Source organism: Rhodococcus jostii NBRC 16295 (assembly GCF_001894825.1).
In the GTDB taxonomy this organism is placed as follows: Bacteria; Actinomycetota; Actinomycetes; order Mycobacteriales; family Mycobacteriaceae; genus Rhodococcus_F; species Rhodococcus_F jostii.
This window is the reverse complement of record NZ_BCWY01000071.1, coordinates 13,825-31,341: the sequence shown is the minus strand read 5'-3', so window position 1 is coordinate 31,341 and position 17,517 is coordinate 13,825. Positions and strand designations below refer to the sequence as shown.

General features: G+C 67.2%; 14 protein-coding genes and 1 pseudogene. 3 read left to right on the top strand and 12 right to left on the bottom strand.

The features are described from left to right. Positions 1-5 precede the first annotated feature (5 nt). From RJ1_RS32895 to RJ1_RS32870, 6 genes are all read right to left on the bottom strand, one after another. On the bottom strand, positions 6-2,168 hold the full coding sequence (locus tag RJ1_RS32895) for a serine/threonine-protein kinase (protein ID WP_073366658.1): 2,163 nt from the start codon (positions 2,166-2,168) through the stop codon (positions 6-8). A 39-nt stretch (positions 2,169-2,207) separates the two neighbouring features. Continuing rightward, entirely contained in the window at positions 2,208-3,218 is a 1,011-nt protein-coding gene (locus RJ1_RS32890; RefSeq protein ID WP_073366657.1) for a glutamate ABC transporter substrate-binding protein, read from the bottom strand. Then, complete coding sequence (locus tag RJ1_RS32885; protein WP_174695047.1) at positions 3,218-4,594, bottom strand: GlnX family signal transduction membrane protein; 1,377 nt, start codon at positions 4,592-4,594, stop codon at positions 3,218-3,220. The genes RJ1_RS32890 and RJ1_RS32885 overlap by 1 nt, the downstream gene beginning before the upstream one ends. Before the next feature lie 110 nt (positions 4,595-4,704). Next, positions 4,705-6,108 carry an amino acid permease gene (locus RJ1_RS32880; protein WP_240320025.1) on the bottom strand — a complete coding sequence of 468 codons (1,404 nt, stop codon included), beginning with the start codon at positions 6,106-6,108 and terminating at the stop codon, positions 4,705-4,707. A 336-nt stretch (positions 6,109-6,444) separates the two neighbouring features. Then, a complete protein-coding gene (locus tag RJ1_RS32875; protein WP_073366655.1) occupies positions 6,445-7,254 on the bottom strand; it encodes a hypothetical protein in 810 nt (269 codons plus the stop codon). A 138-nt stretch (positions 7,255-7,392) separates the two neighbouring features. Next, a complete protein-coding gene (locus RJ1_RS32870; protein ID WP_073366654.1) occupies positions 7,393-9,000 on the bottom strand; it encodes an SLC13 family permease in 1,608 nt (535 codons plus the stop codon). A gap of 105 nt (positions 9,001-9,105) precedes the next feature. On the opposite strand from RJ1_RS32870, the pseudogene RJ1_RS32865 reads away from it, so the two are divergent. Continuing rightward, positions 9,106-9,327 (top strand): annotated as a pseudogene (locus RJ1_RS32865) (MFS transporter); the annotation flags it as partial. 88 nt (positions 9,328-9,415) lie between these two features. On the opposite strand, the gene RJ1_RS32860 reads toward RJ1_RS32865, so the two are convergent. The 6 genes from RJ1_RS32860 to RJ1_RS32840 form a co-directional block, all read right to left on the bottom strand. After that, positions 9,416-10,090: a GntR family transcriptional regulator gene (locus RJ1_RS32860; protein ID WP_073366653.1), complete on the bottom strand. Its 675-nt coding sequence runs from the start codon at positions 10,088-10,090 to the stop codon at positions 9,416-9,418. 95 nt (positions 10,091-10,185) lie between these two features. After that, positions 10,186-10,485, bottom strand: a complete 300-nt coding sequence (locus RJ1_RS46260; RefSeq protein ID WP_073366652.1) for a WhiB family transcriptional regulator — start codon at positions 10,483-10,485, stop codon at positions 10,186-10,188. A 199-nt stretch (positions 10,486-10,684) separates the two neighbouring features. Continuing rightward, the gene (locus RJ1_RS46255; RefSeq protein WP_141467581.1) at positions 10,685-10,840 is read right to left on the bottom strand and encodes a DUF4337 domain-containing protein; all 156 of its coding nucleotides are present in this window, start codon (positions 10,838-10,840) and stop codon (positions 10,685-10,687) included. Positions 10,841-11,010: 170 nt separating this feature from the next. Continuing rightward, complete coding sequence (locus tag RJ1_RS32850) at positions 11,011-12,657, bottom strand: alpha/beta fold hydrolase (protein WP_073366651.1); 1,647 nt, start codon at positions 12,655-12,657, stop codon at positions 11,011-11,013. Between the two features lie 521 nt (positions 12,658-13,178). Beyond that, a complete protein-coding gene (locus RJ1_RS32845; protein WP_205415371.1) occupies positions 13,179-14,198 on the bottom strand; it encodes a zinc-dependent alcohol dehydrogenase family protein in 1,020 nt (339 codons plus the stop codon). 123 nt (positions 14,199-14,321) lie between these two features. Beyond that, positions 14,322-14,786 carry a MerR family transcriptional regulator gene (locus tag RJ1_RS32840; RefSeq protein WP_073366649.1) on the bottom strand — a complete coding sequence of 155 codons (465 nt, stop codon included), beginning with the start codon at positions 14,784-14,786 and terminating at the stop codon, positions 14,322-14,324. Positions 14,787-15,039: 253 nt separating this feature from the next. Here RJ1_RS32840 and RJ1_RS32835 point away from each other — a divergent pair, with 253 nt between their 5' ends. Together RJ1_RS32835 and RJ1_RS32830 are read left to right on the top strand one after the other, a co-directional pair. Continuing rightward, the gene (locus tag RJ1_RS32835; protein ID WP_073366648.1) at positions 15,040-15,468 is read left to right on the top strand and encodes a RidA family protein; all 429 of its coding nucleotides are present in this window, start codon (positions 15,040-15,042) and stop codon (positions 15,466-15,468) included. Between the two features lie 51 nt (positions 15,469-15,519). Continuing rightward, the gene (locus RJ1_RS32830; RefSeq protein ID WP_073366647.1) at positions 15,520-17,496 is read left to right on the top strand and encodes an oxidoreductase; all 1,977 of its coding nucleotides are present in this window, start codon (positions 15,520-15,522) and stop codon (positions 17,494-17,496) included. The last annotated feature ends 21 nt before the right edge of the window (positions 17,497-17,517 follow it).

The window sequence follows — 17,517 nt, the reverse complement described above, 5'->3', positions numbered from 1 at the left end:
TCGGGCTACAACCAGGTGGTCGGCCGGATCAGGTTCGCGAGATCCACCAGCGTGTACCGATGCCGGCGCTCGGGGGCCTTGCGGGCGAGGGCCCGCAACGCCGATTCCGCACCGGTACGCAGGCCACGCTCGGTGAACGGAACGCTCAGAATGCGCGAGGTCTCCGGGGTGCCGCCCGCGTGCAGCCAGTCCACGGCCACACCGAGGACGAGCACCCGGGTCTGGAGTGCGCGGCGCTCGTCGTGGGCGAGCAGTTCGACTCTCCGGGCCGCCTCCTGCAGGTCCTGTTCGCTCACCTCGGCGAGCGGCCGATCATGGACGAGCATCAGCACACTCGTCAACCGGGCCTCGGCGTAGTGCCGTGACGTGGGCGGCACCTCGTCGAGCGCCTCCACCGCGTGCGCCCGGTCGTCGCGGTGCTCGAGTTGCCGCGCCAGCCCGAACGCGGCACTGACCGCGCCGTGGTCGGTGCGCCACACCGTGCGGTAGTACTTCTCGGCGGTCTGCCGCCACTGCTCGACGCGTTCGCCCGCCCGGTACTCGCACCACATCTCGGCGGTCGCCGCGAGGGCCAGCTTCGGGGCCTCCTCACCCGGCAACGCGCTCAGCACGGAATCGAAACGGGCGAAGGCCGCCTCGAAGTCGCCGCCGACGAGCGCGCACAGCCCGGTGTGCCAGTCGACGCGCCACGTGTCTTCCCGTTCGTGATCGAGGGACTCGAGAATGGTTGCGGCGTCGCGCGGTTGCCCGAGATCGAGGTGCGCGCGTACCTCGGCGAGCGGGATCTCGATGCTCGAGGTCGCCGCATCGTTGTCGGCCGCCTCCCGCGCCCGGTGCAGCGAATCGAGGAGCTCCCGCGGCCTGCTGTGGACGACGGACAGTAGCGGGGCGGCCGGATCGTCCGGATCCACAAGCGGGATCGGCAGTGCCCGAACGATACTCATCGCGCTGATGCACTCGTCCCGGCGGTGACCGTCGACGTAGACGTCGGTGCGACTGATCGTGAGGTCGGTCCCGAACGTCGTGCGCTGCGGGCTGAAGCGATGCGACAGTCCCGGGTAGGGACTCCCGGTCTGCTGGGCGCGCACCTCGCGCAGGACGCCGTCGAGTTGCGTCGACATCTCCTCGGCCGAGTGGAACCGCCGAGCCGGATCGGTGTGGGTGGCCCGGAGCAACAGGCGATGGTAGAACTCGTACTCGGCCAGCAGCGGCGCCTCTTCGGGCGTCGGCAGGCCGTCGACGTAACACCCTCCGGCAGTCGGCATGTCGAGCGTCAGCACGGCGAGCGTCCGCCCGACGGTGTAGATGTCGGAGGCGACGGTCGGCCCGGTGGTGGCGATCTCGGGGGCTTGGTAACCCTGTGTGCCGTAGATGTATCCGTGGTCCCCGATCCGCGCGACCGCGCCCATGTCGATGAGCTTGAGCTGGTCGTAGTCGTCGCCGATCATGATGTTCTCGGGCTTGAGGTCGTTGTACACCAGCCCCATCGAGTGAAGGTAGCCGAGCGCGGGCGTGACCTCGAGGAGGTAGCGGATGGCGTGCTCCACCGGCAGCATCGGCTTCGGTTCGTCGGGTTCGGCCTCGTTCTTCAGCTCGGTGAGCACGTCGCGCAAGGTTCTGCCCCGGACGTACTCCATGACGATGTAGCCGACGGGATTGCCGTCGATTCCCGGGTGTTCGACGAAGTTGTAGATCTTCACGATGCTCGGGTGCGTCACCTCGGCGAGGAACCGGCGCTCCGCGAGCGCGACTTCCTGGGCCACGGGGTCGCCCGAGTGCAGCAGCCCCTTGAGCACCACCCAGCGATCACTGACGTTGTGGTCGAGCGCGAGGTAGATCCAGCCGACTCCGCCGTGCGCGAGGCATCCCAGGACCTCGTACTGACCCGCGACCAGCTCGCCCGCCTCCAGTTGCGGGGCGAAGGAGAAGACGGTGCCGCAGTGGGTGCACACCCCCTCCGTGTCACCGGGGCGCGCGGCGGTGGAACGCCCGACCGGGCGCTTGCACCGGTCGCAGTAGCGTTTGTGCTCCGCCAGAACGGGATTGGTCAGCAGCATCGACAGGTCGGAGGTGTGGACGGCGTCCGGCACCGTGCGCGACGAGGGCGTCTCGTCGTCGTCCGCGAAGGGATCGAACCGCACACCCCGGGTGGATTCCGGGTCGTCCATCGGTGTTCGCCTGGTCTCGTCGCTCACGTCGCTGACACCTCAATCCCGGTACGTAGGGGTCGGTGGTCCGTCGGCCGGGCCGAGGACCGTCAGCCAGGTGTCGTACAGCCTCGTCCAGGTTCCGTCCGCGCGCATCCGATCCAGCGTGCCGTTCACGAAACGAACCAGGTCGTCGTGGTTCTTGTTGACGCCGATGCCATACGGTTCCGACTCCAGCGGCGGCCCGACGATCTCCAGGTTCGGGTCCTGGGCGGCCAGACCGGCGAGGATGGAGTCGTCGGTGCTGGCGGCGTCGGCCTGACCCTGTTGCAGGGCCACGAGGCAGTCGTCCCAATCGGGTACCGCGACGATCGTGGCCTCGGGCTGGACGCGTCGCACGGTGTCGAGGGACGTGGTGTCGACGGCGGTGCAGACGCGTGCGCCCGCCAGATACTCCGGACCGGAGATGTCGGAACCCTTCGGCACCAGCAGACGCTGGTAGGCCTGGAAGTAGACGGTGGAGAACGCGACCCGCTCGGTTCGGGCGCAGGTGATCGACGTGCCCTTGACCACGAGATCCACGTCGCCGTTCTCCAGTGCCTCGAAGCGGTCGCCGAACGTGAGGAGTCGGAACTCGACCTTGGACGGGTCGCCGAACAGGTCCCGCGCCATCTCCCGCGCGACGTCGACGTCGAACCCCATCAGCATGCCGGTGGTCGGATCCCGGAAGCTGAAGAGGTTGGTGTTCTGATCGATGCCGACGACGAGCCGGCCGCGGGCGGTGATCTCGGCCAGCGCGCTGCCCGCCGCCGGCGCGACCGGCGCGGTGCCGGGGCGGAGACTCGCGAGCGCCCCGCAGGACTCCGGTGTGGGCGGCTCGTCGGGAACCTCGCCCGTCGGCAGCAGGATCTCGGCACCCCCCGACAGCGGGAGTTCGGAATAGTCGCCGCTGACGGTGGGAGTGAGGGGTTGCGGGGTGGCGCACCCGCCGACGAGGACAGCCGGCACCGCGGCCGCGAACAGGAGGACGCGCGAGCGTCTCCGCAGTCTCGGTAGCCTCAGCCGCGTCATCAGTGGTACTCGTTCAGTCTGGGCCAGATCCCCCCACCGACGGCGAACCCGCAGAGGACGCCGATAACCATGCTACCGACCGCGAGCTGCGACAACGAGCGATACGCGTCGGTCATTCCGTCGACCTCCTCGCCACGGAAACTGTCGATGCCGTCCTGCAACGCCTCGTCGAGCGCCGCGAACGTGGCGGTGGACGCCGCGCCTCCGGGCCCGACCGCGATGGCTGTCGCCCCCGGGTAGTCCCCCACCTCCAGCCTCTGCTGCAGCATCTCGTGTGCGTGCCGCCAGTCGTCGCGTGCCGTCACGGCCCTGTCGATCGATTGTTCGGCTCCCTGGCCGTGGGAACCGCCCTGAAGCTGCGCGAGGACGTCGGCCAGCGTGCCGGAGCGCCGGACGTAGTCGATCTCGGACTGTTCGTCGGAGCCGCGCTGCAGCAGCGCGAGTGTCTCGTCTGCCCGGGCTTGCTGGGCGAGGATTCGTGCTTGGGTGATCGTGCCGAGTGGTTGCGCCCCTTCGGTTCTCGCCCGATCGATCGCAGCCGTGGAGACCAGCGTGGCCACGGCCAGCCAGACAAGGAGGGTCGCGGCGAGGAGGGAGGCGAGAACCAGACCTGGGTTGACGCGTCGTTTGCTCTTGCGCGCCAGATACACCTGCGCGAGGACGAGCGCGACGAGAAGAGCCACGGCGACGGCGAATGCCGCCCGCGGGATCCGGCCGGTGAGTACCTGGGTGTCGGCGACGGACCCCGACTGCTCCGAGTAGAGACGTTCGGCGGCGGGCAGGATCGTGTCCTGCATCAGCGTGGACGCGTCGCTGAGGTACGCGACGCCGACGGGGTTGCCGGACCGGTTGTTCGCTCGTGCCGTCGCGATGAGGGTGGTGTATTCGGAGAGGTTCCTCGACACCTCGGAGAGCAGTGCGAGTGCGGCGGCATCCGTCGAGGCGACGCCGTTCGACGCGGTGACCAGCGCGTTCGATGCGTCCCCGATGGCCTGGTTGTACCGATTGCGCACGGCGTTCGACTCGACGCCGCCCGAGATGAACGACGTGGCGGCGGCCGCGTCGGCGATCGACAGTGAGCTGTAGAGCCGCTCGGCCGCATAGGTCAGGGGTTCGGTGTGGGTCCGCAGCGTCTCGATGCGCTGCTGCCGGGCGCCGATCGCCGCCGACGTGACGGCCCCGGTCACCAGTGCGGCGGCCACGAGCGCGATCCCCAGCACGGACAGGCGTCCCGGGGTCGAGACGAGGAATTCCCGCCACGGCCGGCGCCGGGATTCGGGCTCGACGAGCAGGGACTCGTCCAGCGAGTGTTCTTCGGTGACGGTGTCGTCTCCGCGGTGGAACACGGTGTCCTCCTCCGCCGAGGTCTCCTGCAAGTGTGCCCCGATATTCGCCGGGTCGTGGCGGAAAAGCCATGTCGGGGGAAGCACGAAGAAGGGCGGGGACCGCCTCTGCGGTCCCCGCCCTCATCTGCGTCGGGTGTACGTCAGTGTTGCTCGCGCGGCGCGAGTCCGACCAGTTGCTCCGCTTCGGCCTCCTCGGCCGGCGACACTGCGGGCGCCGCGACGGTGTCGAGGCGTTCGGCATGGGTCCGGCCGCGTCGGCGGAACTCGTAACCGATGAGAATGAACGCCAGCGTCACGACACTCAGCCAGAACTGTGAACGGGTGGTGGGCAGCACGGCCATCGCCACGATCACCGCGCCCATCAACGCGATGGTCGCGTAGCTGAGCCAGGGGAACAGCCACATCTTCAGACCGAGGGACTCCGGATCCTTCGCCTCCAGTTTCCTGCGCAGCGCGACCTGGGAGATGGCGATCATGAGGTACACGAAGAGCGCCACGGCGCCGTACGAGTTGACCAGGAACGAGAACACGAGATCCGGGGAGACGAACGCCGCGATCACCGATGCGTATCCGATGACCGTCCCGGCGAGGATCGCCCGCCGCGGGACGCCACCACCGGACAGCCGGGTGAACATGTGCGGGGCGTCGCCGTTCCGGGTGAGGGCGAAGAGCATCCGCGAGGACGTGTACAGCGCCGAGTTCAGGCAGGACAGCACCGCGGTGAGGATGACGACGTTCATGATCGTGGCCACCCCGGGAATGTGCAGCGCCGAGAGGGCTGCCGCGTAGGGGCTGACGCCCACCGCCTCCGTGCTCCACGGAACCACGGCGACGACCACGAAGATGGAACCGACGTAGAAGGTGATGATCCGGACCACGATGGAGCGCATCGCCCGGGCGACCGCCTTCTTGGGTTCGGCGGACTCGGCGGCAGCGATGGTCACGATCTCGGCGCCGGTGAAGAAGGCCACGCAGGGAACCACCGCGGCGAGCACCGCACCCCAGCCGAGCGGAGCGAAACCGCCGTGACTGACGAGGTTCGCCACCCCCGGGGTCGAATCCGGCCACAGTCCGGTGATCCAGAGTGCACCCAATCCGAGGAAGAGCACGATCGCGATCACCTTGATCGACGAGAACCAGTATTCGAACTCGCCGAACGAACGCGCCGACACCAGATTGGTGCAGGTCAGGATCACGAGAAGGCCGAGGCTGAGAGTCCACAGCGGCGCCGACGGCAGATAGAGCTGAAGGATGCGACCGCCGGCGATGGCCTCGACGGCGACGACGATGACGAAGAAGTACCAGTACATCCATCCGACCGAGAATCCGGCGCGATTGCCGAGCGCTTCCCGGGCGTACACGTAGAACGATCCGACGACCGGCCTGGCCACCGCCATCTCCGCCAGCATCCGCATGATCAGGAGCGTGATGACCCCCGCGATCAGAAACGACACGATCGCCGCAGGGCCTGCGCTTTCGATGACGACACCGCTGCCGACGAACAATCCGGCGCCGATCACGCCGCCCAGGGCGATCAGATTCATGTGCCGCTTCTTCAGGCCCTTTCCGAGACCGGAGTCCTCGGATTGGGCCGGGGGTGGTGTTGAAGTCACGTTTTCCTCCACTGTGCGCTGACCGGAATCGTCAGGTCGCCATCGCGATCCGTGGTCGAATCGTCGGCGGTTGGAACGGAGAACAGTGCCGGCGGAGAGGTGAGAGACGGTCCACCGCGAACTGAACTGTTGATGTGATGCACAACACTGTATGGAGGGTGCGGTGAGGAGCACAGTGCCAGTTCGTGAGCACCTCTGAGGTCCAGATCAGCCGAGGGGGTCCGAATGGTGCGCCCGCGCGACTTCCACGCGGGCGCACCGAGGACGCTACCGTTCGGTATCTCCGGCCGGTCGGAGGCCGCGGCCCGCCGTCCGCGCTGCGGGGAGCAGCGGAGGCCAGGGCCAGTGCTGTCCGAGGCTGCGCCGTGCACGGAGGAAGCCGAGGCCGAGGACGAGGCCGAAGATCAGATGCCCGATCAGCGAAAGTGTGAGCGTCGTCGGTGTGAGCGGAAACATCTCCTGCTGCCCGTTCGGTGACAGGGCAACGGTGGCGATGAGCCCGGACCACACGGGGAACACCGCGAAGCCGACGAAGGCGAGAAGTATTGCGCGGCGGGACAGATGCTGGATCCCGATGGCAAGGGCGAGGATGAAGGATCCGATTCCTATTCCACCGCCGTCGCCGAAGTACCGCCACACGTAGCCGACGATCGCACCGGTCCGGGTGTCGGTTCCCGAGTGGAGCCAGGTGCCCATCTTCGGGATGAAATCGCCCCACAGGCCGAGCAGGTAGACGGTATCGAGGCGGAAGGCGTCGTAGGCCAGGCACGCGAACATTCCCCAGCCGAGTCCGAGGCCGACGATGCGGTCGACCGGGTGCGGAGCGAACACGCACAACACGGCGAGGGTGACCGCCAGCGGGATGATCACCAGTGCGCCAGTGGTATTCATCGGTACGATTTCGAACACCTGCGCCGAGATCGCCAGCAACGGCAGGGCCGCGAGCGCAAGGTACATGAATATCCGGGTGATGGTCCAGTGATGGCGCACAGGCTTCCGGACGGGTACGGTTTCGGGCACGCCCGGCGGTCCGTGTTCGTGGACGTCGGGGATGGTGGGGCCGGGGATGCTGAGCATGGCGACGGGTTCCTTTCGGTCGAGAAGGGTTCTCTCTCCGTTGGTTCGAGAATTTCCGTCCCTCAGAGTCCGTCACCGTCCCGATATTCGAATAGTCCCCCAAGGGGTGGAGGCGACCACCCTCGGCGGGTGATCCGATCACCCCGAGCCGAGGCCGACGACGGCGATCATCAGTGGCAGGAAGACGATGATCAGAATCGCACCGATGATGTCGAACGTGATTCCGCTGCGGATCATCGTGGTGATCCGGACGGCTCCGGAGCCGTAGACGACGGCGTTCTGCGGCGTCGAGACCGGCAGCATGAATCCGAACGATGCGGCGAACGTCGCGGCGAGCGCAGGCACGAAGGGGTTGACGCCGGCCGCCACCGCCACCGGGATCACGATCGGCACCACCACCGCCGCGGACGCCGTGTTGCTCGTCGTCTCCGACACGGCGATGGCCAGGAGCACGGCGAAGACCGTGATGGCGACGACGCTCGTCAGGCCGAGTGAATCCGCGACGGAGGTGCCGATCGTCTCGGCAAGGCCGGTGTCGGCGAGCAGTGAGCCGAAGATGATGCCGCTGCCGAAGAGGACGATCGTGCCCCAGTCGATCTGCGCTGCGTCTCGCCAGGTCAGCGTGAACTCGCGATTCTCCCAGTCGGTCGGCAGCAAGTAGAGCAACGCCGCCCCGAAGACCGCGACCATGCCCTCGTCGAGCCGGTCGCTGATCGTGGCGTAGAGATCGGAGTCGTTGCCGGCGAACACCGCGACCACGCCGGGCAGGATCCACAGCGTCACCGTGACTCCGAACGCGATGAGCGTGTTCTTCTCGGCCCGCGACAGCGGACCCATTTCCGCACGCTGCTCCGCCAGGTAGTCGGCGACGCCTTCGATCCGACTGATCTCCGGCTTGTTGAGGCGCAGCAGGATGATGGAGAGCGCGATGAACATCAGCAGGCAGATCGGGACGGCCATCGCCATCCACTGCCCGAAGCTGATCCGCTCTCCGGTGGCCTCTTCGATGAGCCCGCGGCCGATGAGGTTGGGTGGGCTCCCGACCGGCGTCAGCAGTCCGCCCACGCTCGCGCCGTACGCGAGCATCAGCATGATCGCGGCGCCGACTCGGAGGCGCAACGGGTCGAAGTCCGGTGCGACGACTCCGCGGCGCTGCATCAACTTGGCGATGACACCGAGGATGCCGAGGGCCGTGGGCAGCAGCATGGCCACCGTCGCGGTGTTGGACACGAAGGCCGAGAGCCCGCAGGTGATGACGCCGAACGCGACGATCACTCCGGTGGTGGACTGGCCGACACGCGGCATGGTGAGGATCCGGAACGCGAACCGTCGCGCCACGCCGTGCTTCAGCATCGCCTGAGCGAGGATGAACGCGCCGATGAACGTGAAGGTCGTCGACGACCCGAACGCCGCGAGGACTTCGTCGGCCGGAGCCACCCCCAGAAACACCACGACGGCCACGCCGAGAAGTCCGGCGATCGGGATCGGCACCGCCTCGGTGACCCACAGCACGATGACGCCGAGCAGGACGCCGGCCAGCGTCTGCTGGTTCGGCGGTATGTCGAGGGGCAGGGCGAGGAATCCGATCGTGATCAGCGGCGCGAGAAACAGACCGATCGTGCGGCGACCCTTCTCGAATCGCTCCTCCGCAGGAGAGAGTCGCTGTTCGCCCAGGCTGCGGTAGGTGGCGTGGCCGAGTAACGCCTTGTCGACGTCGGTTCGGTCGCCCTGGTTGTCGGTTGTCATGGTCCCTCCTCCGGCGAGGTGGATCGGTACGGAAGGAGTACCCATCACGGTGCGTGCTAGTCGCGCCGCGACGGTGGATTCGTCGCGCCGCGACCAGCGCTTCTGGGTCTGGCGGCCTCGCTCAGCTGAATCGGCGCCGCCATCGGCACCTACCTCGTGCCCCTTTCACTGACCGGCCTCGGCATCGGTATCACCATGCTGATCGCCGCAGTCATCACCCTGTTCGGCGCCGTCATCTCCTACCTGTGGGCACCGGAAACCCGCGGCCTCTCGCTCAGCGAATGCTCGTCCCTCGACACCCAGAAGTCCGCTGCGCACGCCGTGTAGCACCGGCATGTCGGGCGAAGAATCAGTCCTGCCGGGAGTCTGCCAGCCACGCCAGCATGCGGCCCCGCGACCAGTAGGGGAGGGGCCTCTAGCCGGCGTCCTGAGCGGCGAGCTGCACTTTGATCCGCTCGGTGGCGTTGATGAGCGATTCGTTGTTGACTGCGGCGGCGGCAGCGGCGTCGTGGTCACGGGCGGCCTCGACGAGACGCTGCTGGAAGATCCACAACGAATCGTCGTCGGTGGTATCGATGGTGCCCTCGGCGCCGACGATCTTGTAGGCCCGGCACTGCTGCCACAGCGTGCGAATGGTGTTGACCAGCACGGGGTTCTCGGAGGCCTCGTACAGAATGCTCAGCAGCGCCTCGTCGTGATCGAGGTAGGCCACGACCCGGCGCTCGTCGATGGCGGCCCGCATCAGCTCGAACTCGTCCCGCATGCGTGCGCTGTCGCCGGGGCTGATCCGCGCGGCACCGAGCCGGGCGGCCTCCACCTCGAGCAACCGGCGCACGTCGTAGACATGCACCAGCTCGGCGAGGGTCAGGCCCTTGACCACCGCCCCCTTGTGCGGTGACCGTTCGGCCAGTCCGGCTTCCTCGAGCCGCCGGATGGCCTCGCGCACCGGCATGACACTGGTTCCGACCTGTGCAGCGATGTCGCGGATACGCAAGCGTGAACCGGCAGGCAGATCGCCGTTCATGATCGACTCGTGGATCATCTCGTAGACCTGGTCGGTCAGCAGAGACGTCTCGGCGCGCTTGGACATAACCACAGCTCAAATATAATCGGCGTGGTCGAGACCGCCCGCCAGGCGATGTCCGGCCAGTCGCGATCTGCTGCCCGCCGGAGTGCCGAACACGGTCAGGTGAGCGATCGGCGCTCACCGAACCGGCTCCGGTGGGCGTTCTTCCTGCGGTCGGATTCGGTCAGACCGCCCCAGACACCGTAGGGCTCACCCGAAGTCAGGGCGTGACGTCGGCACGGTTCGAGGACGGGGCAGGCCTGGCAGATCCGCCGGGCCTGCGCCTCGCGACGGTCGCGAGCATGACCGCGTTCTCCCTCGGGTGAGAAGAACATCGACGTCTCGGCGCCGCGGCACGCGGCACGACGCGGCCAGTCCCTGAAATCTCGTGCGGATGGTGCAGTTGTGTCGAACGGCACGAGTGTCCTTTCGCCAGGGTGTCGCTGTGGATGACGGGCCGGCGCTCCCGCCTCCCTTCCGCTCAGTGTGGTCGAGGGTCCCTGGCTAGAACCCGGGCATTCGCCTAGTCCTACCTAGGCGCTCACTAGCCGCCCAGTGAGTACTTGTTAACCGCCCGCGGTTAACAAGTACTCACAGGGGCGTCAGCCCAACGCGCGGTCAGTACCAGTACTGCCGCCCGCCGACCTTGCGACCACGAAGTCCGAAGAGCAGGAGGACGAGGCCGATGACGCCGACGATGAGGCCTGCGATCCACAGGGACGAGATCTTGACGATCAAGCCGATGACGATGAGAACCACACCGATTGCGATCATGGCCAATCCCTTCGTGAGAGCGGGCCCGGGCGTTGCGCGTCTGTGCAGCCGCCGGAGTCACGGCCGAGTGCATGACCGGCCGAATCTCGAACGTAGGCCTGATCAGGCGCGCCGCGCCTCGCCCGTCCGGGGTGAAACGCGCCCTCACTCGACGGAGAGGTGCCGCGCCTTTAGAGCGGTGCGGTGATCGGCGCCTCGGGGGCGTGCGTGACGGTGGTGTGCCCGCTCTCGAGGTACTCGGTGACCGCCTGGTCGACGACGGCGTTGCCACCCTGGATTCCGGCGCCGTGATCTCCGCCCTCGACGGTGACCAGGTTCGCACCCATGTCGTGGGCGAGCTTCACGCCGCCCTGATAGGGAGTCTGCGGGTCGCGCATCCCCTGCAGGACGAGCGGCGCCGTCGCCAGCCCCGTGTTGCTCAACGTGGGCAGCGCGGCAACGGGCGGCGCACCGGCACAGAAGGTCCCGGCGCTGTAGCCGTACCCGATGAGCTCGAAGAGATCGCCGGTGACGAAGGTGGAGAAGAGCCACCCGGGGATGCGGTCCGGGCGGTCAGCGACACTGTTCTCGTTGCAGAGGACGAGTGACTGCATCATCTGGGACTGGGCAATTCGTTCCAACTCCTGCTCCGACAGGTCGTTCAGCCCGGCGCCTTCGGGAATCGCGTCGACTCCGTCGCGGATCATCCGGGCCAGGAGCGGCCAGTTGTTCCGGGCGGGAAGCATCTGCCGCGTCAGCACGTAGATGCTCGACGACATCTGGGTGTGCGACGGATCGCCGAGGCTGCGGACGAAGGCCTCGAACTGGACGCGTGCCGGTCCGGTGAGATCGACCCCGCGGCGATAGGCGTCCGCGAGGGCTTCCAGTCCGGGCGGTACGTCCCCGACCTGGGCGGGTGGCGGCGCGAGCGTCGGGTTGCCGCCGGCCTCCTGAACGATCCGGTCCGACCACCGCTGGTAGACCTTCAGCGGCGTGTCACCGAGCCCGTACGTGTCGTCGTTGGCGGCGAGCCAGTCCATGAGGTCGTAGAAGCGTCTCTTGTAGCCGTCGTTCTGCTGCCACAACACGTCGTTCCACAGCCAATGTTGGTCTACCGCGGAATCGAGGACCATACGGCCGGTGTGCTGTGGGAACAGCGTCGCGTACGTGGATCCGAGGATCGTGCCGTAGGACAGGCCGTAGATGTCGATGACGTCCTCGCCGAGTGCGAGCCGGACCTGCTCCCAGTCTCTCGCGGTGTTCTCCGTCGTCAGGTGCGCCGTGGTGCCCGGTGCCGCGGACTCGCAGGCGCTCCGCGTTGCGGCACCGCCGAAGCCGAGGCCCAGCGCCGTCGTCTGCTCAGGATTCAATGTGCACTCGACGGCGCCGGCGCCCGGGAGCCCGCGCGGTTGGACACCGATCAGGTCCCATTGTGCGCTGACCGCGTCGGGCAGGATGTCGGCGAACATGCTGTTCGAGCCGATCGCGTCTCCGCCGGGCCCACCGGGATTGGTGAACAGCACGCCTCGGCGCGAGCCCGGATCCTCGGCGCGGTGCCGCGTAACGAGCACGTCGATCGTGCCGGCTGCGGGGTCTGCATAGTTGCGGGGAACGGTGACCGAGGCGCACTGATCGGACGCCGGATCGAGCTCGTATTCGGCCGGGCAGGACTCCCAGCGAAGGTCGCCGGTCGGAGCCGGTTGCGCGGTGGCGAGGGGTGTGGCGGCCCCCACCGCGACGGTGGCGAGGCCGACGGCGAGAGCCGCGAATCGACTACGCCATGTGAACGTCGCGTCTCCGCGCTGCCTCGACTGCAAGTGTCTCTCGATCCTCACCATACTGTCGCGGTCCCCCTCGTAGTCCCGTCACCATCACTCCGCAGTCAGTGTCTCAGACGCACCCGGGCGGGGGGCCGACAAGCAGAGATCGTGCACTCGAAGACCGCTGCTCACATGATGGGGCGCAACATGTTCAGCCCGGGACGCGGCGAATGGGATCCGGGTTGAACCTGCACCACCGGGACACCGAGATAAGCCCCGGCGATAGCGTCCTGATCCGGTTCGGCTTGGTCGATCACTACCGCAACCGCAGTACACTCGAGTGTCGGGAAGCCTTTGTGCACAAGCATTTCCACACCGGAGTGCTGCAAAGCTGTCGCCACCGCACCGACAACCGCAGCGGCTACCCCGCCTGCGGGCCGCGCCCCTCCGACCCTGATCCTGTGAACCGATCCCACGGCCACGGACTTGAACAGGACCTACGACACGTCCCCACAGCGGCGTACCGGCAGCCGCAGGCTGACGACTCGACGTCCGGGTGCTGGGGTTCCGGGAGGGGTGGGCCCGCTTCCGTTGTTCGTTCAGAGCGTCAGCATGACCTTGATGGCGCGGCGCTCATCCATCGCCTTGTAGCCCTCGGCCGCCTCCTCCAACGGAAGGATCAGGTCGAAAACCTTGCCCGGCTCGATCTTCCGGTCCCAGATCAGCTGAATCAGATCGGGAAGGAAGCGACGCACCGGTGCGGGTCCGCCGAGTGTATGGATGCCGGCGAAGAACAGCTCGATGCCCGGAATCTTGACGTCGTAGTTGACGCCGACATACCCGAGATGTCCGCCGCCGCGGGTGGCGCCGACGGCCTGCATGAACGACTCCTGGGTGCCGACCGCCTCGACGACGGAGTGCGCACCGAGACCACCGGTGAGCTCCTTGATCTTCGCAACGCCCTCGTCCCCCCGTTCCTCGACGATGTCGGTAGCGCCGTAGTACAGGGCGAGTTTCTGCCGGTCGGGGTGACGGGACATCGCAATGATCCGCTCCGCGCCGAGCTGCTTGGACGCGAGGATGGCCATCAGGCCGACGGCGCCGTCGCCGACGACTGCGACAGTTTTGCCGGGCCCGGCCTGCGCCGCGTCGGCGGCGAACCAGCCCGTCCCGAGAACGTCCGAGGCCGCCAGCAGCGACGGGATCAAGTCCTCGTCCGGTTGTCCGGGGGTCACCACGAGTGTGCCGTCAGCGAAAGGGATGCGAGCCTTTTCGGCCTGGGTTCCGATCTGGGCGACGAACTCGGCGTGCACGCACTTGGACTGAAAACCGGCCCGGCAGATCTCGCAGGTGTTGTCGGAGACGACGAAGGACCCGACGACGAAGTCACCGGGTTTCATCGTCGTCACCTGGTTGCCGATCTCCTCGACGACACCGACATACTCATGCCCCATCACCGAGTGATCGGCGGGCTCCACGCCGCGGAAAGGCCACAGGTCCGACCCACAGATGCAGGTCGCGGTCAACCGGATCACCGCATCCGTCGGTTCGATGATCGTCGGATCGTCTCGCTCCTCGACCCGAACGTCACCGGCGGTGTACATCACAACTCCACGCATTACTGCTCTCCTGGCTCTCGAATATAAGAGGTCTGGTCTGGTTCGGGTATTGCTTCGTGCATTGCCCTGATGTGGGCGCGCCTCACCTGCGGACCTCATCGGTCCGCGGGCGGGCGCGGTGAGTTACCGCTTCTTCACGCGCTTGAGTTCGTCGGCCAGGGTGCGCGCCTCGGTCGAGAGCAACTCGGCTCGAGCGCTGTCGCCCACCTCGACCGCCTGCCAGTAGTCGATTTTCAGCTGGACAAATCGTCTGCGCAGCGCGATCTGGTCAGCCTCGACTGCCAGCCGCTCCTGCTGCACCGTGAGCAGTTCGATCTGCTCCGATGCAGCCGAGGAACCTAATTGCCCATTCGCCACGTACTGCCGCATGTCGCTCACCGACATGCCGGTGGCGGCCAAGCACGCAACCCAGATGAGCTGGTCCAGGTCATCCTCGGTGTACACCCGATGCTTGCTGCTCTCCCCGCGGCTCACCGGCGCGATCACACCGATCGACTCGTAGTAACGAAGCGTGCTCGCCGGAAGACCGGTCAATGCGGCCGCTTCGTTGATCGAGTAGGTATGCGGGGGGAAGGTTCGTGCATTCACTCCATCCAACGTAAAAACTTGAAGTACTTGAAGTCAAGGAACCCGCCCTGCCGGCTCAGCACTTCCCGCGCATCCCGCATTTCCGGGGCAATGAGGCCAGAGATGTGTACGGATGGATAGAGCATCAGTGTGAGTTTATCCAACAGTACGGTTACTTCTCGGTGATCCATGCCATAGCGTTTCACCTCGTCAGCCGGCGAGTGCGACGCCAATGCGGTCCCGGACTCCCGGGACGTCTACCGAAAGGATCACCATGACGACCACCGAGAACATCGTCGAAACGCGCCCCGCCCCCTTCACCTGGGCACAGTCCGCCCAGTACAGCCAGGGCGCCAAGGCCGGAGACCTGGTGTTCACGTCCGGTCAGGCCGGCTACGACGACGCCGGAAACCTCGTCGAGGGCGGCTTCGAGGCCCAGGCACGTCAGGTGTTCCGCAACATCGAAAAGATCCTGCACCAGCACGGCGCCTCGATGTCGTCGGTGGTCAAGCTGACCGCCTACCTGGGCAACCGCGACGACTTCGAGACGTTCAAGAAGGTCCGCGCCGAATTCTTCACCAGCCCCTGGCCGGCGGTGACCGCGGTACAGAACTCGTTCCTCGTCGAGGGCATGCTCTTCGAAGCGGACGCCGTCGCCGTCGCCGGTGCCCAGCGAATCCTCACCGACACCGACGCCAGCTAGCTGCTGGCAGACACCCCGACCTTTCCACCACCAGTACAGAACTGGGATTCCATGTCTGACACCCTCTTTCCGAACCTGTTCTCCCCCTTGCAGGTCGGTGACGTCACCCTGAAGAACCGGATCTTCTCCTCCGGTCACGACACCGTGATGGTGCACGACGGCGCGGTCACCGACCAGCTCGTCGAATACCACCGCGCCCGGGCAGCCGGCGGCGCCGGGCTGATCATCATGCAGGTCGCCGGTATCCACGAGACCGCGCGGTACACCTACCACGTGCTCATGGCCACCGACGACAGCTGCATCGAGGGATACCGGCGCGTCGCCGACGCCGCTCACGAGCACGGATGCGCCGTGTTCGGTCAGGTGTTCCATCCGGGCCGGGAAATCATGGAATCCCAGGACGGTGCGCTTCCGGTCGCGTATGCCCCGTCGGCCGTCCCGAACGAACGATTCCGGGTCATGCCCCGGCCGATGTCCCAGGCGATGATCGCCGAGGTCGTGGCCGGATACGCGGCAGGGGCGCGCCGTCTCCAGCAGGCCGGACTCGACGGCGTCGAGATCGTGGCCAGCCACGGCTACCTGCCCGCCCAGTTCCTCAACCCCGAACTGAACCTGCGCACCGACAAGTACGGCGGCGACCTCGACAATCGGATGCGGTTCCTGCGCGAGATCATCTCGGCCGTCCGCGAGGCCGTCGGACCGGGGTTCGCGGTCGGCGTCCGCGTGTCCGGCATCGAGCACTCCTCCCCGGAGGAGGAGCAGGAGCCCACCGACATCGTGGAGGTGTGCCGCCGGCTCGACGCAGTCGGGTCGCTGGACTACCTGAACATCACCGAGGGCACGTCCGCCAGCCGGTCCGGGTCGTTGCACATCGTTCCGCCGATGAGCGAGGAGGCTGCCTACACCGCACCCGCCGCGGCGAACATCAAGGCCGCGGTGTCGATTCCGGTGCTCGTCGCCGGGCGGATCAACCAACCGCAGGAAGCCGAAATCGTCATCGACAAGGGACAGGCCGACGCCTGCGCGATGACCCGCGCCCTGATCTGCGACCCGGACATGCCGGCCAAGGCGCAGGCCGAGCGGCCGGACGACATCCGGGCCTGCATCGGCTGCAACCAGGCGTGCATCGGTCACTTCCAGGCCGGCTACCCGATCTCCTGTATCCAGCGACCGGAGACCGGACGCGAACGCGAATTCGGCACCCTGGTGATCACCCCGAAGCCGAAGGACGTCATGGTCGTCGGCGGCGGGCCCGCCGGGATGAAGGCGGCCGTGGTCGCCGCCCAGCGCGGTCACCGGGTCACCCTGTACGAGGCAAGCGGCCGGGTCGGCGGGCAGGTATTGCTGGCCGAGCGGCTTCCCGGCCGGTCCGAGTTCGGCGGCGCCGCAACCAATCTGCAGTCCGAACTCGACCGCTACGGGGTCATTGTCAAAACCCGCGCCGAGGTCGATGCGGCGATGATCACCGCGGAACGTCCCGACCATGTCATCATCGCGACCGGCGCCACCCCGTATCGGCCGCCGCTCGAGCTGGACGGGGACATGCCGGTGCTCGAGGCGTGGGATGTGATCGGCTCGGCCGGCGGCAACACCCCCAAGGGTGAGATCGTCGTGGCGGACTGGCGAGGGGACTGGACCGGGCTCGGAGTCGCGGAAATGCTCGCCCGCGAGGGGCGCAAGGTGACCCTGTGCGTCAACGGCTACGCGGCCGGTGAGAACCTGCAGCAGTACACCCGAATCGCGATGCTGCGTGCCGCCACCGAGGCGAAGGTACGTGTCATCCCGCACACGCGCCTGTTCGGGGCCGACGACGACACCGTCTACCTGGTCAACACCCTGACCGGCGAACCGATCATCCTCGACGGCATCGACGGACTCGTCCTCGCCCTCGGTCACCAGCAGAACGACGCCCTGCTCGCCGAGGTCGAATCCACCGGTATCCCGTTCACCGGAGTCGGTGACTGCCTCGCTCCGCGCACCGTCGAAGAGGCCGTCCTCGACGGGCTCGAGGCCGCGACTGCCATTTAGAAGTCCGCGGCCAGGAGGTCG